Source organism: Streptomyces sp. NPDC051207 (assembly GCF_040682395.1).
GTDB lineage: Bacteria > Actinomycetota > Actinomycetes > Streptomycetales > Streptomycetaceae > Streptomyces.
Genome location: NZ_JBFBAX010000021.1, coordinates 13844 through 37440, shown reverse-complemented (window position 1 = coordinate 37440; position 23597 = coordinate 13844). Strand labels below are relative to the sequence as shown.

22 protein-coding genes and 1 tRNA gene are annotated in these 23597 nt (G+C 73.0%); 10 read left to right on the top strand and 13 right to left on the bottom strand.

The features are described 5' to 3' along the window. Window positions 1–179 precede the first annotated feature (179 nt). Window positions 180–2987, top strand: a complete 2808-nt coding sequence (locus AB0M97_RS20830) for a penicillin acylase family protein (RefSeq protein ID WP_365962396.1) — start codon at window positions 180–182, stop codon at window positions 2985–2987. A gap of 42 nt (window positions 2988–3029) precedes the next feature. Here AB0M97_RS20830 and AB0M97_RS20825 read toward each other — a convergent pair whose 3' ends face one another. Continuing rightward, entirely contained in the window at window positions 3030–4277 is a 1248-nt protein-coding gene (locus tag AB0M97_RS20825; protein ID WP_365962395.1) for a DUF1343 domain-containing protein, read from the bottom strand. A gap of 269 nt (window positions 4278–4546) precedes the next feature. On the opposite strand from AB0M97_RS20825, the gene AB0M97_RS20820 reads away from it, so the two are divergent. From AB0M97_RS20820 to AB0M97_RS20810, 3 genes are read left to right on the top strand one after another with little or no spacing between them, the layout of a single operon-like run. Next, on the top strand, window positions 4547–5311 hold the full coding sequence (locus AB0M97_RS20820) for an SDR family oxidoreductase (RefSeq protein WP_365962475.1): 765 nt from the start codon (window positions 4547–4549) through the stop codon (window positions 5309–5311). Further along, on the top strand, window positions 5308–6960 hold the full coding sequence (locus AB0M97_RS20815) for an AMP-binding protein (RefSeq protein WP_365962394.1): 1653 nt from the start codon (window positions 5308–5310) through the stop codon (window positions 6958–6960). Before AB0M97_RS20820 ends, AB0M97_RS20815 begins: the two co-directional genes overlap by 4 nt. 24 nt (window positions 6961–6984) lie before the next feature. Next, a complete protein-coding gene (locus tag AB0M97_RS20810) occupies window positions 6985–7578 on the top strand; it encodes a TetR/AcrR family transcriptional regulator (protein ID WP_365962393.1) in 594 nt (197 codons plus the stop codon). A 149-nt stretch (window positions 7579–7727) separates the two neighbouring features. Here the strand turns inward: AB0M97_RS20810 and AB0M97_RS20805 are convergent, their stop codons facing one another. Both AB0M97_RS20805 and AB0M97_RS20800 read right to left on the bottom strand, forming a co-directional pair. Continuing rightward, window positions 7728–8942 carry an acyl-CoA dehydrogenase family protein gene (locus AB0M97_RS20805; RefSeq protein ID WP_365962392.1) on the bottom strand — a complete coding sequence of 405 codons (1215 nt, stop codon included), beginning with the start codon at window positions 8940–8942 and terminating at the stop codon, window positions 7728–7730. 6 nt (window positions 8943–8948) lie between these two features. After that, window positions 8949–9971: a phosphotransferase family protein gene (locus AB0M97_RS20800; RefSeq protein ID WP_365962391.1), complete on the bottom strand. Its 1023-nt coding sequence runs from the start codon at window positions 9969–9971 to the stop codon at window positions 8949–8951. A 241-nt stretch (window positions 9972–10212) separates the two neighbouring features. Here AB0M97_RS20800 and AB0M97_RS20795 point away from each other — a divergent pair, with 241 nt between their 5' ends. Continuing rightward, window positions 10213–11181, top strand: a complete 969-nt coding sequence (locus AB0M97_RS20795; RefSeq protein ID WP_365962390.1) for an NADP-dependent oxidoreductase — start codon at window positions 10213–10215, stop codon at window positions 11179–11181. 70 nt (window positions 11182–11251) lie between these two features. Here the strand turns inward: AB0M97_RS20795 and AB0M97_RS20790 are convergent, their stop codons facing one another. The 5 genes from AB0M97_RS20790 to AB0M97_RS20770 all read right to left on the bottom strand — a co-directional run bounded on the left by AB0M97_RS20790 (window position 11252) and on the right by AB0M97_RS20770 (window position 14768). Continuing rightward, window positions 11252–11575, bottom strand: a complete 324-nt coding sequence (locus tag AB0M97_RS20790) for a DUF202 domain-containing protein (RefSeq protein ID WP_365962389.1) — start codon at window positions 11573–11575, stop codon at window positions 11252–11254. A gap of 36 nt (window positions 11576–11611) precedes the next feature. Beyond that, a complete protein-coding gene (locus AB0M97_RS20785) occupies window positions 11612–12004 on the bottom strand; it encodes a DUF202 domain-containing protein (protein ID WP_365962388.1) in 393 nt (130 codons plus the stop codon). Window positions 12005–12014: 10 nt separating this feature from the next. Next, the gene (locus AB0M97_RS20780; protein ID WP_365962387.1) at window positions 12015–12530 is read right to left on the bottom strand and encodes an NUDIX domain-containing protein; all 516 of its coding nucleotides are present in this window, start codon (window positions 12528–12530) and stop codon (window positions 12015–12017) included. Between the two features lie 239 nt (window positions 12531–12769). Then, entirely contained in the window at window positions 12770–14167 is a 1398-nt protein-coding gene (locus AB0M97_RS20775) for a gluconate:H+ symporter (RefSeq protein ID WP_365962386.1), read from the bottom strand. Window positions 14168–14249: 82 nt separating this feature from the next. Beyond that, window positions 14250–14768, bottom strand: coding sequence for a gluconokinase (locus AB0M97_RS20770; protein WP_365962385.1), 519 nt, complete (start codon window positions 14766–14768; stop codon window positions 14250–14252). Between the two features lie 137 nt (window positions 14769–14905). Between AB0M97_RS20770 and AB0M97_RS20765 the strand changes: the two genes are divergently transcribed. Further along, window positions 14906–15607, top strand: coding sequence for a FadR/GntR family transcriptional regulator (locus AB0M97_RS20765; RefSeq protein ID WP_365962384.1), 702 nt, complete (start codon window positions 14906–14908; stop codon window positions 15605–15607). A gap of 23 nt (window positions 15608–15630) precedes the next feature. Here the strand turns inward: AB0M97_RS20765 and AB0M97_RS20760 are convergent, their stop codons facing one another. Together AB0M97_RS20760 and AB0M97_RS20755 are read right to left on the bottom strand one after the other, a co-directional pair. After that, entirely contained in the window at window positions 15631–16005 is a 375-nt protein-coding gene (locus AB0M97_RS20760; RefSeq protein ID WP_365962383.1) for a YchJ family metal-binding protein, read from the bottom strand. A gap of 62 nt (window positions 16006–16067) precedes the next feature. Next, window positions 16068–16152, bottom strand: a tRNA-Leu gene (locus AB0M97_RS20755). Window positions 16153–16335: 183 nt separating this feature from the next. On the opposite strand from AB0M97_RS20755, the gene AB0M97_RS20750 reads away from it, so the two are divergent. The 3 genes from AB0M97_RS20750 to AB0M97_RS20740 all read left to right on the top strand — a co-directional run bounded on the left by AB0M97_RS20750 (window position 16336) and on the right by AB0M97_RS20740 (window position 18977). Beyond that, on the top strand, window positions 16336–17661 hold the full coding sequence (locus AB0M97_RS20750; RefSeq protein WP_365962382.1) for a M20/M25/M40 family metallo-hydrolase: 1326 nt from the start codon (window positions 16336–16338) through the stop codon (window positions 17659–17661). A 135-nt stretch (window positions 17662–17796) separates the two neighbouring features. Then, window positions 17797–18030: a chaplin ChpH gene (gene chpH, locus AB0M97_RS20745; protein WP_365962381.1), complete on the top strand. Its 234-nt coding sequence runs from the start codon at window positions 17797–17799 to the stop codon at window positions 18028–18030. 161 nt (window positions 18031–18191) lie between these two features. Continuing rightward, window positions 18192–18977 (top strand): chaplin, encoded by a 786-nt coding sequence (locus AB0M97_RS20740; protein WP_365962380.1) that lies wholly within the window; start codon window positions 18192–18194, stop codon window positions 18975–18977. 133 nt (window positions 18978–19110) lie between these two features. Here AB0M97_RS20740 and AB0M97_RS20735 read toward each other — a convergent pair whose 3' ends face one another. Continuing rightward, window positions 19111–19299 (bottom strand): DUF5703 family protein, encoded by a 189-nt coding sequence (locus tag AB0M97_RS20735; protein ID WP_190206279.1) that lies wholly within the window; start codon window positions 19297–19299, stop codon window positions 19111–19113. 47 nt (window positions 19300–19346) lie between these two features. Between AB0M97_RS20735 and AB0M97_RS20730 the strand changes: the two genes are divergently transcribed. Beyond that, on the top strand, window positions 19347–20054 hold the full coding sequence (locus tag AB0M97_RS20730; RefSeq protein ID WP_365962379.1) for a hypothetical protein: 708 nt from the start codon (window positions 19347–19349) through the stop codon (window positions 20052–20054). A gap of 163 nt (window positions 20055–20217) precedes the next feature. On the opposite strand, the gene AB0M97_RS20725 is transcribed toward AB0M97_RS20730, so the two are convergent. Then, window positions 20218–22605 carry a helix-hairpin-helix domain-containing protein gene (locus tag AB0M97_RS20725; protein ID WP_365962378.1) on the bottom strand — a complete coding sequence of 796 codons (2388 nt, stop codon included), beginning with the start codon at window positions 22603–22605 and terminating at the stop codon, window positions 20218–20220. Continuing rightward, on the bottom strand, window positions 22602–23585 hold the full coding sequence (locus AB0M97_RS20720) for an aldo/keto reductase (protein ID WP_365962377.1): 984 nt from the start codon (window positions 23583–23585) through the stop codon (window positions 22602–22604). The genes AB0M97_RS20725 and AB0M97_RS20720 overlap by 4 nt, the downstream gene beginning before the upstream one ends. Between the last annotated feature and the right edge of the window lie 12 nt (window positions 23586–23597).

The following is a 23597-nucleotide window of genomic DNA, read 5'->3' as shown; positions in this document are numbered from 1 at the left end:
GACAAGCGATTCGGCTCCCTCCGCCGTCCGGCGGCCCCCGGAACCGGGTGGGGTGGCACAGGGCCCAACTGCCGTGACTCGTACGCCCGTTGGGCCTCCTTGGCAAACTGACGCATGTTCACCTTCCCTCCCGGGGATACCGGCGGTAACGTCGGCCCACCCCGTCGGGAGGAGCTGCCATGCCTCGGCACACCCCACGCACCGCCCTCGACAGACTGAGAACTCCCCGCGCGATCCCCGGGTTCCTGAAAGCCGCATTCGTATGCGCGCTGTTCGCAGGTCTTTTGTCACCGCTTTCCCCGGCGGTGGCGGATCAGGCGGTCGGGACGGCGACGGAATCCGCTGCCGCCGCGGCCGTCGACCACTGCGGCGGCCAGTGCGCGGACATCCTGCCGCCCGGCCAGAACGGCACCGCCACCCTCGCCCAGATCCTCCTCAACCAGGCCTTCGGCACCCGGCCCGCGCACGCCGGGGACCAGCTCGGCCCCTACGCCCGCCTCGCGTCGGGTTACCCGGCGCTGACCAACGACACGATCGCCACCTTCTTCAACGACGCCTCGTTCGGCGTCCCCGCCGACCAGGTCGCCTCCACCGTCCGGCCGGCCGGACGCGGTGACGTCACGATCGTCCGCGACAAGAAGACCGGTGTGCCACACATCACGGGAACCACCCGGTACGGCACGGAGTTCGGCGCCGGCTACGCCGCGGCCCAGGACCGGCTGTGGCTCATGGACCTCTTCCGGCACGTCGGGCGCGGCCAGTTGACGCCCTTCGCGGGCGGAGCGGCGGCCAACCAGGGCCTGGAACAGCAGTTCTGGCGCGGCGCCCCGTACACCGAGGCCGAGCTGCAGGCCCAGATAGACAGCGCCGTCACCTCCGGCGGCGAGAGCGGCGCCCAGGCACTGGCCGACGTCAACGCCTACCTGGACGGCATCAACGCCTACATCGACGCCTCCGACCGGGGCCGCTACTTCCCCGGCGAGTACGTCCTCACCGGCCACAAGGACTCCCTCACCAACGCTGGCACCATCGAGCACTTCAAGGCCACCGACCTGGTCGCGCTGGCCTCCGTGGTCGGCTCCCTGTTCGGTTCCGGGGGCGGCGGCGAGGTCGGCAACGCGCTGTCCCTGCTGGCCGCCCAGGAGAAGTACGGCGTCACCGAGGGCACCGAGGTCTGGGAGTCCTTCCGCGAGCGCAATGACCCCGAGGCCGTTCTCACCGTCCACGACGGCAGCTTCCCCTACGCGCAGAAGCCGCAGGACCCGCAGGGCACCGCGCTGCCCGACGCCGGTTCGGTGGCGGCGGAGCCGCTGGTGCACGACCGCACCGGCAGCGCGGCCACCGCATCAGCCACCGGCGCGACCGCCGACGCCGTGAGGAGCGCGGCCTCCTCGGCCCGGCGCGGCATGTCCAACGCCCTCGTGGTCAGCGGCGAACACACCGCCAGCGGCCACCCGGTCGCCGTCTTCGGCCCGCAGACCGGCTACTTCGCGCCCCAGCTGCTGATGCTCCAGGAGATCCAGGGCCCCGGCATCAGTGCCCGCGGCGCCTCCTTCGCAGGCCTGAGCATGTACGTCCAGCTCGGCCGCGGCCAGGACTACGCGTGGAGCGCGACCACCTCCGGCCAGGACATCATCGACACCTACGCCGTCGAGCTGTGCCGGGACGACCACCACTACCTGTACCGCGGCACCTGCACGCCGATGGAGAAGGTCGAGCGGAAGAACGCCTGGAAGCCGACCGTCGCCGACGGCACCGCGGCCGGCTCGTACACGATGCGGGTCTGGCGCACCGCGTACGGACCGGTCACCCACCGGGCCACGGTGGACGGCAAGAAGGTCGCCTACACCACCCTGCGCTCGTCCTTCCTGCACGAGACCGACTCGATCGTCGGCTTCCAGATGCTCAACGACCCCGGTTACGTGACCGGCCCGGAGTCCTTCCAGCGGGCTGTGCGGCACATCAACTTCACCTTCAACTGGTTCTACGTCGACTCCCGGCACAGCGCCTACTACAACAGCGGCGACAACCCGGTGCGGGCGAGCGGCGTCGACCCGGACTTCCCGGTGTGGGCGCGCCCGGCGTACGAATGGCGGGACTGGGACCCGGCGGGCAACACGGCCGCCTACACGCCCCCGGCCGAGCACCCCGCCTCCGTCGACCAGGACTACTACATCTCCTGGAACAACAAGCAGGCCAAGGATTACTCGGCGGCGCCCTGGGGCGAGGGCTCCGTGCACCGCGGCGACCTGCTGGACGACCGGGTGCGCGCGCTGGTCGCCGGCGGCGGGGTGACCCGGGCCTCACTGGTGCGGGCGATGGCCGACGCGGGCCTCGCGGACCTGCGGGCGCAGCAGGTGCTGCCCAAGCTGCTGAAGGCGGTCACCAGCGCGCCGGTGACCGACACCGAGGCCGCGGCGGCCGTCGGCAGGCTCCGGGCCTGGCTGTCCGCGGGCGCCAGGCGCACGGAGACCTCGGCCGGCTCGAAGGCGTACGCCCACGCCGACGCGATCCGCATCCTCGACGCGTGGTGGCCGCTGCTGGTGAAGGCCCAGTTCGAACCGGGCCTCGGCAGCGGCCTGTACCGCGCCCTCACCCACAACCTGCCCGTCGACGAGCCCCCGTCGGCGGGGCACGGCGCGACCGGCGCGCACGCCGGGAGCGCCTTCCAGTACGGCTGGTGGAGCTATGTGGACAAGGACATCAGGGCGGTGCTCGGCGAGGAGGTGCGCGGGCCGCTGGCGCGCGAGTACTGCGGCGGCGGCAACCTCGGCGCCTGCCGGGACATCCTGCTGAGCACCCTCAAGGAGGCGGCCGGCAGGACCGCCGCCCAGGTCTACCCCGGCGACGAGCTGTGCCGGGCGGGCGACCAGTGGTGCGCCGACGCGATCGACCACCGCGCGCTCGGCGGCATCACGCACGGCATGATCGGCTGGCAGAACCGGCCGACGTACCAGCAGGTGGTGGAGTTCACCTCGCACCGCTGACCGGGCGGACGGGCCGGGACACGCGCCCCGGCCCGTTCCTGGTCACTTGTAGAGCAGGTACTGCGCGCGCGTCCTGCGGAACGCCGCCAGCTCCTCCTGCCAGCCCGCCGCCACCTCGTCCGGGCTCGCGCCCGCGTTGATCGCGGTGCGCACCTGCGTCGAGCCGGTCAGCTTGTCGATCCAGTTGTCCGGGCGCCAGGCGAAGCCGCTCCACACCCGCTTCGCGGTCACCAGCAGCGCGATCCCGGTCAGCACCGGGTCGAACGCCACCCGGTCGTGCACATGGAGCTGCACGCCCCCGACGGTCCTGCCCTGGAACTTGGAGAACGTGGGCGCGAAGTACGCCTCCCGGAACCGCACGCCCGGCAGGCCGAGTCCGTTCGCCGCGGCGGCCCAGCGGCCGTCGATGCCCTCCGCGCCCAGCAGCTCGAACGGCCGGGTCGTGCCGCGCCCCTCGGACAGGTTCGTGCCCTCGAACAGGCACGTCCCCGAGTACACCAGCGCCGTCTCCGGCGTCGGCATGTTCGGGCTCGGCGGCACCCACGGCAGCCCGGAGGCGTCGTAGAACTCCGAGCGCCTCCAGCCCGTCATGGTCACCGTCTCCAGCGGCACCGGCGCCGTCAGGAACTCCGCGTTGAACAGCAGCGCCAGCTCCGCGACCGTCATCCCGTGCGCCTGCGAGATCGGCTGCCGCCCGACGAACGTGGCGAACTCCCTGTGCAACACCGGCCCTTCGGCGGAGCGCCCGGTGGCCGGGTTCGGCCGGTCCAGCACCACGAACCGCTTGCCCGCGAGCCGCGCCGCCTCCATGCAGTCGAACAGCGTCCAGATGTACGTGTAGAAGCGCGCGCCCGCGTCCTGGATGTCGAAGACCACCGTGTCCACGCCGGACGCGGTGAAGATGTCGGCGAGCGCCCGGCCGCTCTTGAGGTACGTGTCGTAGACCGGCAGGCCGGTCGCCGGGTCGTCGTAGCGGCCTTCGGAGCCGCCCGCCTGCGCGGTGCCGCGGAAGCCGTGCTCGGGCCCGAAGACCGCGATCAGGTCCACGCGGTCGTCGGCGTGCATGACGTCGACGATGTGCCGTACGTCCCGGGTGATGCCCGTCGGGTTCGTGACGACGCCGACGCGCTGCCCGTCCAGGACCGCGTACCCGTCGGCGACGAGGTTCTCGAAGCCGGTGCGCAGCCGCCGGCCGCCCTCCGGTGCCGCGTGCGCGGCGGACGCGAGGACCCCGGGCGAGGCCGCCACCGCGGCCGTGGTGGCGAGCAGGCTCCGTCTCGACAGCTTCATGCGGTGACCTCCGTGATCGCGGCCGGTGTCACGGCCGGTGTCATGGCCCCGCACGCTAGCGCGCGGCACGCCCCGGCGGAACGGTGAGGAGCCGATTGGTCTTTACCACTTGCCCGCGCCATCGGTTCCGGCCGTCAGGGCCGCGGGTTTCGCCGCGAGTACCCGGCTCGCGTGCCCCTTCCCCTGCACATACCGACTGGTTAGTCTGTGGTCGCGGCGGTCGGCGCCGCGCCGTGTCGGGTCGTACCGGGCCGTGTCGAAGGAGACCGATCGTGGAAGCCGTGCAGGATGCGGGAGTCGTCGTCACCGGTGCGGGAGGCGGCATCGGCGCCGCCCTGGCCCGCCGGTTCGCCGCCGAGGGCGCGCGGGTCGTCGTCAACGACCTCGACGCCGCCAGGGCGAAGGCCGTCGCCGACGAGATCGGCGGCATCGCCGTCCCGGGCGACGCCTGCGCCGTGGTCGCCGACGCCCGGGACGCGCTCGGCGGCACCGTCGACGTGTACTGCGCCAACGCCGGGATCGGCTCGGGCGGCTCCGAGTCCGCCGACGACACGGTGTGGGACCTCGCCTGGGAGGTCAACGTCATGGCCCACGTCCGCGCCGCCCGCGCCCTGCTCCCGGACTGGCTGGAGCGCGGCAGCGGCCGGTTCGTCTCCACCGTCTCCGCCGCCGGACTGCTCACGATGATCGGCGCCGCCCCCTACAGCGTCACCAAGCACGGCGCGTACGCCTTCGCCGAGTGGCTGTCCCTGACGTACCGCCACCGCGGGCTGAAGGTGCACGCCATCTGCCCGCAGGGCGTGCGCACCGACATGCTCAACGCCTCCGGCAGCGCGGGCGACATCGTGCTCAGGCCCACCGCGATCGAGCCGCAGGACGTCGCGGAGGCCCTGTTCAAGGGCATCGAGGAGGACCGCTTCCTGATCCTGCCGCACCCCGAGGTCGCCGAGTACTACCGGGCCCGCGCCGCCGAACCCGACCGCTGGGTCGCCGGGATGAACCGCCTCCAACGGCAGTGGGAAGCGGCCCGGTGACCGCCCCGTCCCGCTACGCGGCAAAGCCCTGGCTGGCCCTGCTCACCGACGCCCCGGCCGGCTCCCTGGTGCACGCCCTGCGCGCGTCGGCCGCCGGGGCCCCGGACCGTGCCTGCCTCGCCTACTTCGACGGCCGGCTGACCTACCGGGAGGTCGACGCGCTCAGCGACTCCGTCGCCGGCCACCTCGCCGCGCGCGGGCTGGAGCGCGGCGACCGCGTCGCGGTGATGCTGCAGAACTCACCGCACTTCGTGCTGGCCGCGCTCGGCGCGTGGAAGGCGGGCGCGGTCGTCGTCCCCGTCAACCCGATGTACAAGTCCGGCGAAGTCGCACACGTCCTCGAAGACGCCGGGACCACCGCGCTGATCTGCTCCGCACGAACCTGGGAGGCGTACCTGCGCGAGACGGCCGCCGGCTCGCCGGTGCGGATCGCGCTCACCGCCTGCGAACTGGACTTCCAGACACGCAACGACGACCGGGTGCTGAACTTCGCCCGCCTCCCGCAGGCCGCCGACGCCGACGACCTCACCGCCGTCGCCCGCGCCGGGCACCGCGCCCCCGACGGCCGCGACCCGGGCCCCGACGACATCGCGCTGATCAGCTACACCTCGGGCACCAGCGGCACCCCCAAGGGCGCCACCAACACGCACCGCAACATCATGTACAACGCCGAGCGGCAGGCCACCGGCCTGGCACTGCCCGAGGCGCCCGTGTACTTCGCGCTCGCGCCGCTGTTCCACATCACCGGCATCGTCTGCCAGTTCGCCGCCTGTCTGACCAGCGCGGGCACCCTGGTCCTGGCGTACCGCTTCGACGCGGGCGTCGTCCTCGACGCGTTCGCCGCGCACCGGCCGCACTACACGGTCGGCCCGTCCACCGCGTTCATGGCCCTGGCCGCCCACCCGTCCGCGACCCGGGACCACTTCGCCTCCTTCACCACGATCTCCTCCGGCGGCGCCCCGGTGCCGCCCGCCCTGGTGGAGAGGTTCCGCGCGGGCTTCGGCCCCTACATCCGCAACGGCTACGGCCTCACCGAGTGCACCGCCCCCTGCGCCGCCGTCCCGCCCCACCTGGAGGCCCCCGTCGACCCGGGCTCCGGCACCCTCGCCGTCGGCCTGCCCGGCCCCGACACCCTCGTGCGCGTCCTGGACGAACAGGGCGAGGAGGTGCCCTTCGGGGAACAGGGCGAGATCGTCGTCAGCGGGCCGCAGGTCGTGCCCGGCTACTGGCGCCGCCCCGACGCGACCGCCGAGACCTTCCCGGACGGGGAACTGCGCACCGGCGACATCGGCTTCATGGACGAACAGGGCTGGCTGTACGTCGTGGACCGCAAGAAGGACATGATCAACGCGTCCGGCTTCAAGGTCTGGCCCCGCGAGGTCGAGGACGTGCTGTACACCCACCCGGCGGTGCGCGAGGCGGCCGTCGTCGGAGTGCCCGACGGGTACCGGGGTGAGACCGTCAAGGCGTACATCAGCCTGCGCCCCGGTGCCGACGCCGACCCAGGTGAACTCGCGGCGTACTGCAGGGACAGACTGGCCGCCTACAAGTACCCGCGCCAGGTGGAGATCCTCACCGACTTGCCGAAGACGGCGAGTGGGAAGATCCTCCGTCGGGAACTGCGTTCCCACGCGCACGGCAACCAGTAGCGACACGGAAGGCAGGTGGCGGCAGTGCCCAGGACGACGGACGGGGACGGCACTCCGGTGCCGCAGCGGCTCCTGGCCGCCGCCACCCGGCTCTTCGCCGAGCGGGGATACGACCGCACCTCGGTGCAGGAGATCGTGGAAGCGGCAGGCGTCACCAAGGGGGCGCTCTACCACTACTTCGGCTCCAAGGACGACCTCCTGCACGAGGTGTACGCGCGCGTGCTGCGTGTCCAGCAGGAACGGCTCGACGCCGTCGCGGGCTCCGACGAACCGGTGGAGAAGCGCGTCAGGGACGCCGCCGCCGACGTCGTCGTCACGACCATCGAGAACCTGGACGACGCGTCCATCTTCTTCCGCTCGATGCACCACCTGAGCCCGGAGAAGAACAAGCAGGTACGCGCCGAGCGCCGCCGCTACCACGAACGCTTCCGCGCGCTGATCGAGGAGGGCCAGGAGGCCGGCGTCTTCTCCCGGGCGACCCCGGCCGACCTCGTCGTCGACTACCACTTCGGCTCGGTCCACCACCTGTCGACCTGGTACCGCCCCGACGGTCCGCTCGGCCCGCGCGAGGTGGCCGACCACCTGGCCGACCTGCTGCTGCGCGCCCTGCGCCCCTGACCGGCCCGCACGCGCGTGAAGGGGGGCAACGGCGGCGCCCGTCCCGCCGTCCACAGCGACCGGCCCGCACGCGCGCGTGCGAGGCGGCCACCGCTACGCGCGCGTGCGGGGCGGCGGCCACCGACGCGGCAGCCGCCCCCGGCCGTGTGTCACGCGTACTTCTTCAGCTCCCGGCGGGCCAGCGAGCGCTGGTGCACCTCGTCCGGGCCGTCCGCGATCATCAGCGTCCGGGCACCGGCGTACAGCTCCGCCAGCGGGAAGTCCTGGCTGACGCCGCCCGCGCCGTGCAGCTGGATCGCCCGGTCGAGGATGTCCACCACCGCGCGCGGGGTGGCGATCTTGATGGCCTGGATCTCGGTGTGGGCGCCCCGGTTGCCGACCGTGTCCATCAGCCAGGCCGTCTTCAGCACCAGCAGCCTGAGCTGCTCCACCGTCACGCGCGCGTCCGCGATCCAGTTGTGCACCACGCCCTGGTTCGCCAGCGGCTTGCCGAAGGCGTTGCGGGACACCGCCCGCCGGCACATCAGCTCGATCGCCCGCTCGGCCATGCCGATCAGCCGCATGCAGTGGTGGATGCGGCCGGGGCCGAGGCGGGCCTGCGCGATGGCGAAGCCGCCGCCCTCCTCGCCGATCAGGTTGGCGACCGGCACCCGCGCTTGGTCGAAGACCACCTCGGCGTGCCCGCCGTGCCAGTGGTCCTCGTAGCCGAACACCTGCATCGCGCGCGTCACCGTGACGCCCGGGGTGTCGCGCGGGACCAGCACCATGGACTGCTGGCGGCGGATGTCCGGCCCGTCCGGGTCGGTCTTGCCCATCACGATGAAGATCTTGCAGTCCGGGTTCATCGCCCCGGAGATGTACCACTTGCGGCCGGTGATGACGTACTCGTCGCCGTCCCGCTCGATGTGCGTGGTGATGTTCGTGGCGTCCGAGGAGGCGACGTCCGGCTCGGTCATGGCGAACGCCGAGCGGATCTCACCGGCCAGCAGCGGCTCCAGCCACTGCTTCTTCTGCGTCTCGTCGGCGAACTGCGCGAGCACCTCCATGTTCCCCGTGTCGGGCGCGGCGCAGTTCGTCGCGGTGGGCGCCAGCTGCGGCGAGCGGCCGGTGATCTCGGCGAGCGGCGCGTACTGGAGGTTGGTGAGCCCGGCGCCGTACTCGGCGTCCGGCAGGAACAGGTTCCACAGGCCCTGCCGCTTCGCCTCCGCCTTCAGGTCCTTGACGATCTGCGGCTCGTCCCACGGCGAGGCGAGCCCTGCGCGCTGCTCGTGCGCGATCCGCTCGGCCGGGTGGACGTACTCGTCCATGAAGGCGAGAAGCTTGGCGCGCAGCTCCTCCGTGCGCGCGTCGAACGCGAAGTCCATGACTGGTCAGCCTTCCTGGAGAGTGGTCAGTCCGTGCTCGATGAAGACCGGCACCAGTTCGCCGATGCGGTCGAAACCGCGGCCGACGGTCTGGCCGAGCGTGTACCGGTAGTGGATGCCCTCCAGGATCACGGCGAGCTTGAACCAGGCGAACGCCGTGTACCAGGAGACCGCGGTCACGTCGCGCCCCGAGCGCGCGGCGTACCGCTCGATCAGCTCGGCCGGTCCGGGGTGCCCGGGGGCCAGCGCCGTGGTGGAGACGGGGGAGTCGGGCAGCTCCAGCGGCCGGCTGTACATCACCAGCAGGCCCAGGTCGGTCAGCGGATCGCCGAGCGTCGACATCTCCCAGTCGAGGATCGCCCGGATCCTGTCGTCGTCGCCGATCAGCACGTTGTCGAGCCGGTAGTCGCCGTGCACGACGGTCGCGGCGGGCGAGTCGGGCAGCTCCCGGCCGAGCGCCGCGTGCAGCTCGTCGATGCCGGGCAGGTCGCGGTTGCGGGAGGCGTCCAGCTGCTTGCCCCAGCGCCGCAGCTGGCGGTCCAGGAAGCCCTCCGGGCGGCCGAAGTCCCCGAGCCCGACCTCGGCGGGGTCCACGGCGTGCAGCTCCACCAGGGTGTCCACGAGGCCCAGCACCGCGTTCCGGGTGCGCTCCGGTCCGAGCGGGGCGAGCTGGCCGGCCGTGCGGTACGGCGTGCCCTCGACGAACTCCATGACGTAGAAGGGCGCCCCGAGCACCTCCTCGTCCTCGCACAGCAGCACCGGGCGCGGCACCGGCACGTCCGTCGGGTGCAGCGCGCTGATCACCCGGTGCTCGCGTCTCATGTCGTGCGCGGTGGCCAGCACATGACCGAGCGGGGGCCGCCGTACGACCCACCGGGCGGTGCCGTCGCCGACCGCGTACGTGAGGTTCGACCGTCCGCCCTCGATCAGCCGGCCGGACAGGGGGCCCGTCACCAGGCCGGGCCGCTCACGATCGAGCAGGGCGCGCAGCCGGTCGAGATCGAGTCCGGGCGGGTGGTCGGGGCTCATCGTCGCTCCTACGGCAGGTGAACAGATGCGACCATGATGCCGACCGGTCGGTATGCCGTCCAGTGGTGCGGACCGACGTGATCGGGGCCACGGCAGGCCGACGGCTCCCGGCCGGGGAGCGCGGTCATCGTGCTCGCCCTCGGCGGGCGCGGGTGATGACGCCGGACGGGCTGCCACGCGAACGGCGTATATCCGGCCATTCGGCTTGCGCGGCGTCCGGGCACCCCGGAGGGTCGAACGCATGAAGGCGATCAGCTACTCCCGCTACGGCGGCCCCGACGTGCTCGAGTACGGGGACGTCCGCGACCCCCGCGTGGGCCCCGACTCGGTGCTCGTGAAGGTGCGCGCGGCGGCCGTGAACCCCGTCGACTGGAAGTGCCGCGAGGGCCACCTCGACGCACTGCTGGAGCCCGTCTTCCCGGTCGTCCCCGGCTGGGACGTGTCCGGCGTCGTCGTGCAGCCGGGCCTCGCCGTCTCGGAGTACGCCGTCGGCGACGAGGTCATGGGGTACGTGCGGGAGGACTTCCTGTCCCGGGGCACCTTCGCCGAGTACGTCGCGGCGCCCCTGCGCACCCTCGCCCGCAAGCCGCGCACGCTCTCCTTCGAGGAGGCGGCCGGGCTGCCGCTGGCCGGGCTGACCGCGTACCAGACCCTCGTCAAGGTGCTCCAGGTCAAGCGCGGCGAGACCGTGCTGGTGCACGCCGCGGCGGGCGGTGTCGGCTCCGTCGCCGTCCAGCTCGCCCGGCATCTGGGCGCCCGGGTCATCGGCACCGCGAGCGAGCGCAACCACGACTTCGTCCGCTCGCTCGGCGGCGAGCCGGTGGCGTACGGCGACGGGCTCGGCGAACGGGTGCGCGGGCTGGCGCCGGAAGGGGTGGACGCCGTGCTCGACACGGTCGGCGGCGACACGACGAAGGTCTCCGCGAACCTCCTCGCCCCCGAGGGCCGGCTCACCTCCATCGCCGACCCGGACGTGGTCGACTACGGCGGCCGGTACTACTTCGTGCGCCCCGACCCCGAGGACCTGCTGCGCCTGTCGGAACTGGCCGAGCAGGGCGTGGTGGGCGTGCACGTGTCCGAGACGTTCCCGCTGGCCCGCGCGGCCGACGCGCACCGGCTGAGCCAGGAAGGGCGCACGCGGGGGAAGATCGTGGTGACGGTGGACTGGGAGCCGGAACCGGAGCCGGAGGTCGGACGGCAGACGGGCTGACGGGTCCCGGGCGCGGAACCGGCGGAGTCCGAGGGGGAGACGGGCTGGCGGGGGAGACGGGCTGGGCGGGCTAGACGACGAGCGCCACCCCGCACCCCGCCACCGCCATCACGCACAGCACGGCCGCCGTCGCGTGGCGCGGGGTCATCGCCCTCGGGCCGGCGCCGGACGCCAGCGCGGTGATGCGGCGGTGGGCGACGAGCAGGAAGCCCAGCCACAGGACGCACACCAGGGCCGCGACGGCGACCCGGCCGGGCGACGCGCCGCCGTGCAGCGCGGTCCGCACGGCGAGCACGGCCGTGACGGCGCCCGCCAGCGTCGTACGGCGCCACGCGAGCCGCGTCCGCTCCGGCTGGAGCCCGGGGTCCCGCACCGCGACCGCCCCGCCGCTCACGCCGCCCATCCGCCGCTCACGTGTCCCACCGACCGCTCACGCCTCCCACCCGACGAGCACGACGACCACCATCGCCACCGCGACCACCGCGACGACGAGGCTCAGCAGCGCCGGGAACCGCGACACCGGCAGATCCTCGCCGCGCCGCATGGCCCGCTCGCAGCGCACCCAGTGGTTGACGGCCCGCAGGGAGCACAGCACGCCCGCCACGAGCAGCGCCAGCGCGAGCCCGACCCGCCAGCCCCAGCGCAGGGCCGGCAGGAACTGGTCCACGGCGAAGCCGCCGCCGATCAGCGCCAGCGCGGTGCGCAGCCAGGCCAGGAAGGTGCGCTCGTTGGCCAGCGAGAAGCGGTAGTCCGGGGTGCCGCCCTCCTCGCGGATCGCCTCGGGCGCGAACCACAGGCGGACGTTCCGTGCGAATCCGATCACGCGCAGGACACTACCCGCCCGCCCGGAAGGCCTTCAGGCGCTGGTACGCGGCCAGCCCGTCCGGCACCCACTCCCACTCGGTCAGGCGCCGCTCCACCTCCGCCTCGGGCAGGAAGTCGTACCAGGCGACCTCCTCCGCCTGAGGCCGGACCGGCAGGTCGCAGCGGACCTCGTAGACCGCCGACCACCAGCTCGCCCCGGCGCCGTCGTCGTAGAGGAAGGTGAACAGGAAGTCCGGTCGCGGCAGTCCGCTCACGCCCAGTTCCTCCTCGGCCTCGCGCAGGGCGGCCCCGTCGTAGGCCTCGCCCGCGCCGACCACACCGCCGACGAACATGTCGTACAGGGAGGGGAACACCAGCTTGGTGGGGGTGCGGCGGTGCACGAAGACGCGGCCCTGGGCGTCCCGGGCCTGGATGAACACGCAGCGGTGGCGCAGGCCTCGCGCGTACACCTCGCCGCGCGGCGACCGGCCCACGACCCGGTCGTGCTCGTCGACGACGTCGAGGATCTCGTCGGCAGCGCTCATAGGGCCATCCAAGCAGGCCAGGCCGCGGCCCGGCAGCCAGCGCCGTGGCCCGGGCGGTGCCCGCCCGGGCCACTGCGGCCGTCCCTGCTGCGTGAGCCGGAAGTAATGTGTTTCCGGCTCACGCAGCAGATTCTTCGGCCCCTGAGCCGTCCGGGTCTCCCGGATCTTGCAGCCCATCGCATCCCTGGACTGGGAAGGCGCGGTGCCGGGCCTGCCTCGCACGGGGACGGGCGCCCCGGCTATATCACCAGGGACAGCAGCAGGACGACGCCGCCCGCGACGACCGAGATGATCGTCTCCATCACCGACCAGGTCTTGATGGTCTGGCCGACGTTCAGCCCGAAGTACTCCTTCACCAGCCAGAAGCCGGCGTCGTTGACATGGCTGAAGAACAGCGAGCCGGCACCGATCGCCAGGACCAGCAGGGCGGCGTGCGTGGTCGACATGTCCGCCGCGAGCGGCGCGACCAGACCGGCCGCCGAGACGGTCGCCACGGTCGCCGAACCCGTCGCCAGCCGGATCGCCACCGCGATCAGCCAGGCCAGCAGCAGCGCCGGGATCGACCAGTCCTCGGAGATGTCCAGGACCATCCGACCGACGCCCGAGTCGATCAGCGTCTGCTTGAAGCCGCCGCCCGCGCCGACGATCAGCAGGATGCCCGCGATCGGGGCGAGGCCCTTCTCGACCATCCCGGAGACCCGTTCCCGGGAGAAACCGGCGGGCCGGGCCAGCGTGAAGATGCCCACCAGCACGGCGGCCAGCAGGGCGACCAGCGGGGAGCCGATCACGTCGAAGACGCGCTGCACGGTGTTCTCGGGGTCGTCGATCACGATGTCCACGAGCGCCTTGGCGAGCATCAGCACGACCGGCAGCAGGATCGTCGCCAGCGTCGCGCCGAAGCCCGGCCGCTTCTCCAGGTCCTCCGAGGCGCGCTGCGGGATCATGCGGTCCGGCGCCGGGACGTCCACCCAGCGGGCCGCGAAGCGCGAGAACAGCGGACCGGCGATGATCACCGTCGGGATGGCGACCAGCACGCCGAGCCCCAGCGTCACACCGAGGTTGGCGTCCACCGCGTCGATCGCGACGAGCGGACCGGGGTGCGGGGGCACCAGCCCGTGCATGACGGACAGACCCGCCAGCGCCGGGATGCCGATCCGCATCAGGGAGTAGTTGCCGCGCTTGGCGACCATCAGCACGACCGGGATCAGCAGGACGACGCCGACCTCGAAGAACAGCGGCAGACCGATCACCGAGGCGATCAGCACCATCGCCCACGGCATGGACCGGCCGCCCGCCCTGGCCAGGATCGTGTCGACCACCTGGTCGGCGCCGCCGGAGTCGGCGAGCATCTTGCCGAGGATCGCGCCGAGGGCGATCAGCACGCCCACGCCCGCGACCGTGGAGCCCAGGCCGGTGGTGAAGCTGGTGATGGCCTTGTCGAGGGGCGCCCCGGCGAAGGCGCCCAGCGCCAGCGACCCGATGGTCAGCGACAGGAAGGCGTGCAGCCTGAACTTGGTGATGAGCAGGACGATGACGGCGATGCCCGCCAGCACGGCCATGCCCAGCTGGGCATGACCGGCGTCGGTGATGGGCTCGACGGTGTCCGCTGCCAGCATCTCGACGCTGAGTCCGGTCACGGTGCGGTTCCCTTGCGGTTACGGGGATGGGGGGAAGGGCGTGGGGGGTGGACCGGGGCGTGGGAGCCGCCCCGGGCGGGTCTCATTCGAGGGGCCCGGCGAGTTCCTCCAGGGCGTGCGCCGCCCGCTCGGTGATCTCCTCCGGGCTGCCGGTCACGTCCACGGCGACGCCCGGCTCGTCCGGCTCCAGCGGCTGGAGGGTGGCGAACTGCGAGTCGAGCAGCGCCGTGGGCATGAAGTGGCCCTGCCGGTGCGACATCCGCTCCTCGATGAGCGAGCGGTCGCCCGTGAGGTGCACGAAGACCAGGCCGGGAGCGGCGGCACGCAGCCGGTCGCGGTACGACCGCTTCAGCGCCGACGAGCTGACCACCCCGCCGAGCCCGGACCTGCTCTGCGCCCAGTCGCCGATGGCGTCCAGCCACGGCCAGCGGTCCTCGTCGGTCAGGGGCACACCCGCCGACATCTTGGCGATGTTGGCCTGCGGGTGGAAGTCGTCGCCCTCGGCGTACGGGACGCCGAGCCGGGCGGCGAGCAGCGGACCGATGGTGGTCTTGCCGGTGCCCGCGACGCCCATCACCACGACGACATGAGGGGTGTTCATCGCTGCCTCGCTGTCTGATGTCTTCGTCGACACGGAATGTCGACGCCACTGAAACCCATTAGGTACGACGAATTCAAGACCCTGTGACAAACAAGTCTGACCTTTTGATCTCGTGATCCGGCACGTACGCTGAGTGCATGAGCACACCGGGCCGGGGCCTGCACGGCCATGTACTGGACACCCTGGGTCCCGAGATCACCGCGGGTCAGTACCCGCCGGGCAGTGTTCTCCGCACCGACGAGCTCGCCCAGCGTTTCGACGTCTCACGCTCCGTGATGCGCGAGGCGGTCCGCGTGCTCGAGTCCATGCACCTCGTCGAGTCCCGCCGACGCGTCGGCGTCACGGTCCGCCCCAAGTCCCAGTGGAACGTCTACGACCCGCAGGTCATCCGCTGGCGCCTGGCCGGCGCCGACCGCCCCCACCAGCTGCGCTCCCTCACGGTGCTGCGCTCCGCGGTCGAACCGGTCGCCGCGGGCCTCGCCGCGAAGCACGCCACGGCGGCCCAGTGCGCCGAACTCACCGAGTGCGCGCTCGGCATGGTCGCCCACTCACGCGGCCACCGGCTCGAGGGCTATCTGCTCCACGACGTCGCCTTCCACCGCGTGATCCTCAACGCCTCCGGCAACGAGATGTTCGCCCGCCTCGGCGACGTCGTCGCCGAGGTCCTGGCCGGCCGCACCCACCACGCCGTGATGTTCGACGACCCCGACCCGGCCGCCGTCACCCTGCACGTCCAGGTCGCCGAGGCGGTACGCGCGGGCGACGCGGAACGCGCGGAGCGGCTGACCCGCGAGATCACGGTCGGTGCCCTGCAGGAACTGGACATCCTGGCACCCTGACGGCCGGCCTCGCGTCAGCCGGCTCAAGCGAGAAGGTCCCCGTCGACGTACACCCAGGCCCCACCGACCCGCTCGAACCGGCTCCGCTCGTGCAGCGATCCACCCCGGTACGACGCCCGGAAGGTTACGGTCCCGGTGGCGTGAAAGGCGGACCCACCGCTGGTGTCCAGGATCTCCAGCCCGGTCCACCGCATCCCCGGCTCCGGCTCGAGCCGCGCGGGCCGCGTCCACGGATGCCAGGTCCGCAGCAGATACCCGGCATCCAGCCGCACAAAGGCGGTATAGCGCGACCGCATCAGCTCCTCGGCGGTCCCCGCACCCACATCCCCGACGTGGAACCGCCCACAGCACGCGTCGTAGGCCCGGGGCAGGCCGCACGGGCAGGAACGCGTCGTCATGTCACCCTCCCGGGAAACGCCCGAGGGCCGCGACCTCGCGGTCGCGGCCCTCACGCTTCGTGTGTCCGAGGGGGGACTTGAACCCCCACGCCCGATAAAGGGCACTAGCACCTCAAGCTAGCGCGTCTGCCATTCCGCCACCCGGACAAGGTGTCCGTCGCGCGGGCGTGCCCGCGGCGACAGAGGAAACTTTACCAGGCTTTCCGAGGTGGCCGATCACCCCCGTCCCCCCGTGAACGGCGTGTGACGGGGCGGGACCGGTCTTGGGCGGGGCGGCCCGGAGGTGGAGGATGAGGGGGACCGGCCGGCAGGGACAGCGGGAGGAAGCACGTGAGCGAGACGGACACGGCCAAGGGCGTCACCGGTGAGGACGAGGTCGTGGACCTCTGCCGCGAGCTGATCCGGATCGACACCAGCAACTACGGCGACCACTCGGGCCCCGGCGAGCGCAAGGCCGCCGAGTACGTCGCCGAGAAGCTCGCCGAGGTGGGACTGGAGCCGCGGATCATCGAGTCGCACCCCGGACGCGCCTCGACGGTGGCCCGCATCGAGGGCGAGGACCCGTCGCGGCCCGCGCTGCTCATCCACGGCCACACCGACGTCGTACCCGCCAACGCGGACGACTGGACCCACCACCCCTTCTCCGGCGAGATCGCCGACGGATGCGTGTGGGGGCGCGGCGCCGTCGACATGAAGGACATGGACGCGATGACCCTCGCGGTCGTCCGCGACCGGCTGCGCAGCGGCCGCAAGCCGCCGAGGGACGTCGTCCTCGCCTTCCTCGCCGACGAGGAGGCGGGCGGCACGTACGGCGCGAAGCACCTGGTGCACCGGCACCCCGAGCTGTTCGAGGGCGTCACCGAGGCGATCGGCGAGGTCGGCGGCTTCTCCTTCACCGTCAACGAGAAGCTGCGGCTCTACCTCGTCGAGACCGCCGAGAAGGGCATGCACTGGATGCGGCTCACCGTGGACGGCACGGCCGGGCACGGCTCCATGACCAACGACGACAACGCCATCACCGAACTGTGCGAGGCGGTCGCCCGGGTCGGCCGGCACAAGTGGCCGGTCCGCGTCACCAAGACCGTACGGGCCTTCCTGGACGAGCTGTCCGACGCGCTCGGGACCGAGCTCGACCCCGAGAACATGGACGACACCCTGGCCAAGCTCGGCGGCATCGCCCGCATGATCGGCACCACACTGCGCAACTCGGCCGCCCCGACCATGCTCGGCGCCGGCTACAAGGTCAACGTCATCCCCGGCCAGGCCACCGCGCACGTCGACGGCCGCTTCCTGCCGGGCTACGAGGACGAGTTCCTCGCCGACCTCGACCGGATCCTCGGCCCGCGCGTCAGGCGGGAGGACGTGCACGCCGACAAGGCGCTGGAGACCGACTTCGACGGCCGCCTCGTGGACGCCATGCAGAGCGCGCTGCGCGCCGAGGACCCGATCGCGCGGGCCGTGCCCTACATGCTGTCCGGCGGCACCGACGCCAAGTCCTTCGACGACCTCGGCATCCGCTGCTTCGGCTTCGCGCCGCTCAAGCTGCCGCCGGAGCTGGATTTCGCAGGCATGTTCCACGGCGTCGACGAGCGCGTGCCGGTGGACGGCCTGACATTCGGCGTACGCGTGCTCGACCGGTTCCTGGACGCGTCCTGACCGTATTCGGCAGTGTGTGCGACGGGTCCCGGAAAGGGTGAATGTGACGATAGGTTCGTAGCCTCATTACATCCTCCTCGTTACTGGTCATGCGGTCCGCGATTTTTGAGACCGCATTGCCAACAAGGAGGAACAATGATCAAGAAGGTCGTCGCTGCCGCGGTCGCCACGGGTGGACTGGTTCTCGCGGGCGCGGGCATGGCCGTCGCCGACGCGGGCGCGCAGGGTGCCGCCGTGCACTCCCCGGGCGTGCTGTCCGGCAACGTTGTCCAGGTGCCCGTGCACATCCCGGTGAACCTCTGCGGCAACACGGTCAACGTGATCGGCGCGCTGAACCCCGCCTTCGGCAACGTCTGCATCAACAAGTGACGTCGACCCGCTGAGGGGCGTCCACACCGTCGGCCCCGGAGTGCGCGCCATGCGCTCCGGGGCCGTCCGGTCTTTCGCGGGAGCCAAGCACCCGCGAAGCACGAGGAGATCCGGGGAATTCGGGGACTCCGAGCCAAGCGCGAAAGCAGGGGAATCAAGGAATGCGACAGGTCACCCGCAAGGGCCTCATGACCGTGGTGGCTGCGACCGGTGTGCTCGCCGGGGTGGGCGGCGCCGCCCACGCCGACTCGGGGGCGCACGGCAGCGCTTCGGGTTCGCCGGGCGTGCTGTCCGGCAACTCGGTGCAGGCGCCGGTGCACGCACCGGTCAACGTCTGCGGCAACACCGTCGACGTCGTCGGCGTGCTCAACCCGTCGATGGGCAACTCGTGCGCCAACGAGAGCGGCGGCGGCTCGTCCGGCGGCGGCTCGCACGACGGTTCGCCGGGCGGCGGCCACGGCTCGCCCGGCGCCGGAACGGGCGGCGGTGGGTCGCACGCCGACGGCAAAGCCGTCGGCTCGCCCGGCGTCGGCTCGGGCAACAACGTCCAGGTGCCGGTCGACGTGCCGGTGAACGTCTGCGGCAACTCGGTCAACGTCGTGGGCGCCCTCAACCCGTCGTTCGGCAACCGCTGCGAGAACGACTCCGACGGCCACACCACGCAGCCCGGCGGTGGTCCCGAGACGCCTCCGCCCGGGAAGCCGGAGCAGCCCGGTAAGCCGGAGCGGCCGGGCCACCCCGAGAAGCCCGGCAGCCCGGAGGAGCCGGGCCGTCCCGGCAAGCCGTCCACCCCGGGTGACAACGAGCCGGGCCCGCAGACCGGGCAGGGTGGCGACCAGCTCGCCGAGACCGGTGGCAGCCTGCCGCTCGGAGTCGTCCTGCCGGCGGGTGCGGGCGCGCTGCTCGCGGGCGCGGTGCTGTACCGCAGGGCACGCGCCTCGGCGTAACGGCCGTCGTCGTCAAGGTATGGCGGAGCGGGCCCGCGTCGGCGGGACCCGCTCCCTTTTCGTCTCGCGTCGTCTCTTCTCGCCTTGTCGTCCAGCGTCCAGGCGTGTTCTCGCCGTCCCGTGGACGTCCGTCTCACCAGGTGGCGCGGACCTGGCGGATGATCCGCCGCCGCAGGCGCACCCTGCGGCTGCCGTCGCGCAGCAGGCTCAGGCGGTACAACTCCCAGTGTCCGTACTCGGCATGGTCGGTCAGCAGACGCGTCGTCTCCTTGCGGGAGACCCCGCGCGGCAGGTACACGTCGACAAATTCGTATTCCGGCATCGCATCTATTGTGCGGGCAGCCGCCCGGTACGGATAGCGTCTGCGGTATGTCTGATGCTGCGCAGCCCACCGCTGCCGAGGTACGTGCCGCCGCCGAGGCGGTCAAGACCGCGCTCGACCGCCACCTGGCCGCGGTCGAACGCCGGTCGGGTGAGGACGACCCCGCCGTCTACGAGGCGTTCAACGAGCTCGCCGCGGCCGCCGAGGCGTACGACGAGCTGCTCTACGACCGCTACGACGAGGTCACGCCCTTCGAGATCCCCGGTACGGACGACGCACCCCCGTACACGGGCCCCGAGGAGCCGAACGCGCTGAGCGTGCTGATCCGCCGTGACTACACCGTCGCGGAGCCGCAGCGGCTGCTGGCGCAGGCCCAGCGGATCGAGGCGGCGGACGACGACAGCGGCGCGGACATCTCGGGCACCGTCCACGGGGCGCTGGGCCTGCTGTTCGGCGAGTTCGAACCGGACGAGATCGCCTCCCGGCACAAGGAATTCGGTCTGGAGGAGGGCGACTCCACGCTCTGGGTGACGGCCGCCGACGAGCCGGCCGACGCCGGTGAGTGGCTGGAGGCGCCGTTCGAGCAGGTCGACGCGCAGCGGGTGGTGTGCCGCTTCGACGTCAGCGCGGTGTTCGACGACGACATCGACATGGATGACGACGACGAGGACGAGCCCGATGTCGACGCCGACGGGCCGGACGCCGACGTCCTGGGCGAGGACGACGATCTCGAGCCGCTGGACGCGGACCGGTAGCGGCGCGCCGGCACGCGCACGGCGGCGCGGGCGCTCACCTTCACGGTGACGGCGACGACACGCACGGTCGCTTCCACGATGACGGCGGCGGTCGCGGGGGACCCTCCCCGTGGCCGCCGCCGTTGCTGTCCGCTGTCCGCGTCCGGTGTGCCCGGTGTGGGGCTCAGCCCGTGGTCGGGACCTGCGGGGCGAGCAGCGCGGGCAGCCGGGTCGTGCGCGGCTTCGCCGGGACCTCCGCGACGGCCCTGGGCAGCGCCTGCTCCACGCCGTGCACCACGGACAGGTGGCGGTCGGCGCGGCTGAACGCGGTGTAGACCCAGGGGCGGCTCAGTGCCTGCGCGGCGTCGCCGGGCAGCACGACGACCGCGGCGGGCCAGCGGGCCCCCACCGCCTGGTGCGCGGTCAGTGCCCACCCGTGCCGCATGGTCTGCTCCACCCGCTCCTTCGGTACGACCACGGCCTCGCCCGCGCAGGACAGGTGCAGCCCGTCGGCGTCGGCCTTGACCACGCGGCCCGGCAGCGTGCGGCCCGGGGCGGGGGAGTAGGCGACCCGGTCGCCGGGGTCGAAGCCGCCGAAGCGGCCCGGGCCGGGGTTGAGCCGCTCCTTCAGCGCCGCGTTGAGCGCGCGCGTGCCGACCGCGCCGCCGTGCCCCACGGTGATCACCTGCGTCTCCTCGGCCGGGACGCCGATCGCCCGCGGCACCGAGTCCGCGACGAGCTGCACGGTCCGGTGCACGGCCTCGCCCGCGTCCCGCACGGGCACGATCACGACCTCCTTGCCGGGCGCCTCGACCTCGATCAGCTCGCCGACGCCGACGGCGGACACCAGCTCGCCCAGCGGGCCGGGGTCGGGCCGCCGCGAGGCGATCTGCGGACACACCTTGGCGGCCAGCAGGTCCGCGAACACCCTGCCGGGGCCGACGGACCACAGCACCGCCGGGTCCCCGGCCAGCACGAGACGGGCCCCGTCCGGCAGAGACTCGGTGAGCAGGGCGGCCGACTCGACGTCGAGCTGCGGCGCGTCCAGCACCACCAGCAGGTCCAGGTCCAGTGCACCGTCCGCGTCCCGCCCCGGGCCCTCGCTCCCGGCCAGCAGACCGGTGACGGTGGCGACCGCGGGCCCGTCCGCCCCGTCGGCCCCGGCCGTCCGCAGCAGGGCCGCGAAGCGGTTCCGGCCGAGCGGGCCGTGGGCGGCGGCCCAGGCGCGCAGCCCGAGGCCGCGTGCCGTGCGCAGCAGCGCCGCCGGTTCGGCGAGGGAGGCCTCGCCGCCCGTGTGCAGGACCAGGCCGTGGCCCGCGACGGCGCGGATCAGCTCACCGGCCGAGCCCCCGGCCGCCGCGGCGGCCCGCTCCCACTCCGCGGCCGAACCGTCCTCCTTCGGCACGGAGTTGACCAGCCGGGCCAGGCCGTCGGCGAGGGACTCCTCCGCGAGCGCGTACCGCTCCAGACCGACGAGGACGCGAACCGGCCGTTCCTCCTCCTCGCCGTCCTCACCGTCCTCACCGTCCTCGGCGTCCCTGGCGGGGGCCGGTGCCGGTGCGCCCGGCTCGTCCAGGGCGTCCTGGAAGACCAGGGCGTCCCCCTCCGCGAGGGCGCCCTGCACGGCGGAGTCGGGGTCCGGCACGCCCTGCTTGGCCAGCGCGGCGGTCAGCGTGGGCATCTCCAGCGCCGTGTGCCCGGCGAGCGCCGCCTGCTCCAGCAGCCAGCCCGTGACCGCCCGGCCCCGACGCTCGTCGTCCGGACCGCACTCCGGGCCGAGCAGCGCCCGCGCGAACCCGTCGGCCTGCTCGGGCCGGACCCCGGGCACCCGCAGCAACTGCCAGGGGTCGTCCGCCAATTGCTCCTGCGCGCCCTCGGCCAGCACGGCCGCGACCTGCGGTGCCAGCGTCTCCGGCGCGCCGCCCCGCCCGAGCACGGCCCGTACACCCTCGACGGTCTCCGGCGCGGGCGCGGCGGGCGTGGCCCCGGCCGCCACCGGCTGCGGCCGGCGCACCGGCTCCGGCGCGGGGCGGCGCGGTGCGGGATCGGGCTCGGCGAAGACCGCGGTCACCGGCTTGTCGCCGCTCTCCACGGCCCGTACGGCGGCGAGCAGGTCGGCCGCCGTGCCGCTGAGCTTGGCGCCGGCCTCGATCGGGGTCTTCTTCTCGGCCTTCCGTCGCTCGATGCGCTCGCGCTCCAGCCGCTGGGCGAGCAACTCGGCCTCGGCCTCCGACAACTCAGCGGCGCCCGCGCCGCCCCCACCGTCCCCGCCCGCCGTGCCGGTGGCATCCGGCTCACCGGCACCGCCGGTCGGGTCACCCCCGCCGTCGGCCTGCGACGACGCCCCGGCGTCCCCGGGGGCGACAGTGTCCTCCGCGCTGCCCGCTTCCCCCGCCCCGGCCGTCCCCCTGACCTCGGCCCCGGCCGGTTCCTCACCCTCAGCCGACGCACCAGCCGCACCCGCCCCCGTCGAGCTGCCCCCGCCGTCACCCCGGGACGACTCGCCGCCCCCAGCGGCAGCCCTCGGCGCCCCCGGCTCCGTCTCCTCCGTGGTCTCGGGCTCCGTGCTCACAGCGTGCTCCAGTCGTGATCGGGATAGCGGTGCACCGGCGCCGACACGTCGTCGAGCGCTCGGCAGATCTCGTCAGGAAGACTAAGCGCCTCCACTGACAATGCCGCCGTGAGCTGCTGCGCGTTGCGCGCGCCGACGATCGGCGCGACCACCCCCGGCCGGTCGCGGACCCAGGCGAGGGCGACCTGCAGCGGTGTCACCGCGAGCCCGTCGGCGGCCGTCGACACGGCGTCCACGATCCGGCTCGCGGTGTCGTCGAGGTACGGCGCGACGAACGGCGCCAGGTGCTCGGACGCCCCCCGCGAACCGGGCGGCGCGGCCCCGCGGTACTTGCCGGTCAGCACCCCGCGCCCCAGCGGCGAGGACGGCAGCAGCCCCACCCCCAGGTCCAGCGCGGCGGGCAGCACCTCGCGCTCCACGCCGCGCTGCAGCAGTGAGTACTCCATCTGCGTGCTCGCCAGCCGGGTCCGCACCCCCGGCGCCGCAAGCTGCCAGGTCGCCGCCTTGGCGAGCTGCCAGCCGCAGAAGTTGGACACCCCGGCATAGCGGGCGCGCCCGGTGCTGACGGCCAGGTCGAGGGCCTGGAGGGTCTCCTCCAGCGGGGTGTACGGGTCGAAGGCGTGCACGTGCCACACGTCCACGTGGTCGGTGCCGAGCCGGGAGAGCGAGGCGTCCAGCGCGGAGAGCAGGTGGCCGCGCGAGCCGTCGAACCGGCGGTCCGGGTCCGGGACGCTGCCCGCCTTGGTGGAGATCACCAGGTCCCGGCGCGGCACGAGCCCGTCCATCAGCTTCCCGAGCAGGTACTCGGCCTCCCCGTCGCCGTACACGTCCGCCGTGTCGACCAGGCTGCCGCCCGCCTCCCAGAACGTCTTCAAGAGGTCAGCGGCGTCGTGCTCGTCCGTGTCCCGGCCCCAGGTGAGGGTGCCGAGACCGATGCGGGACACGCGCAGGCCGGTGCGACCGAGATGCCTCTGCTCCATGAGCGCCGAGAT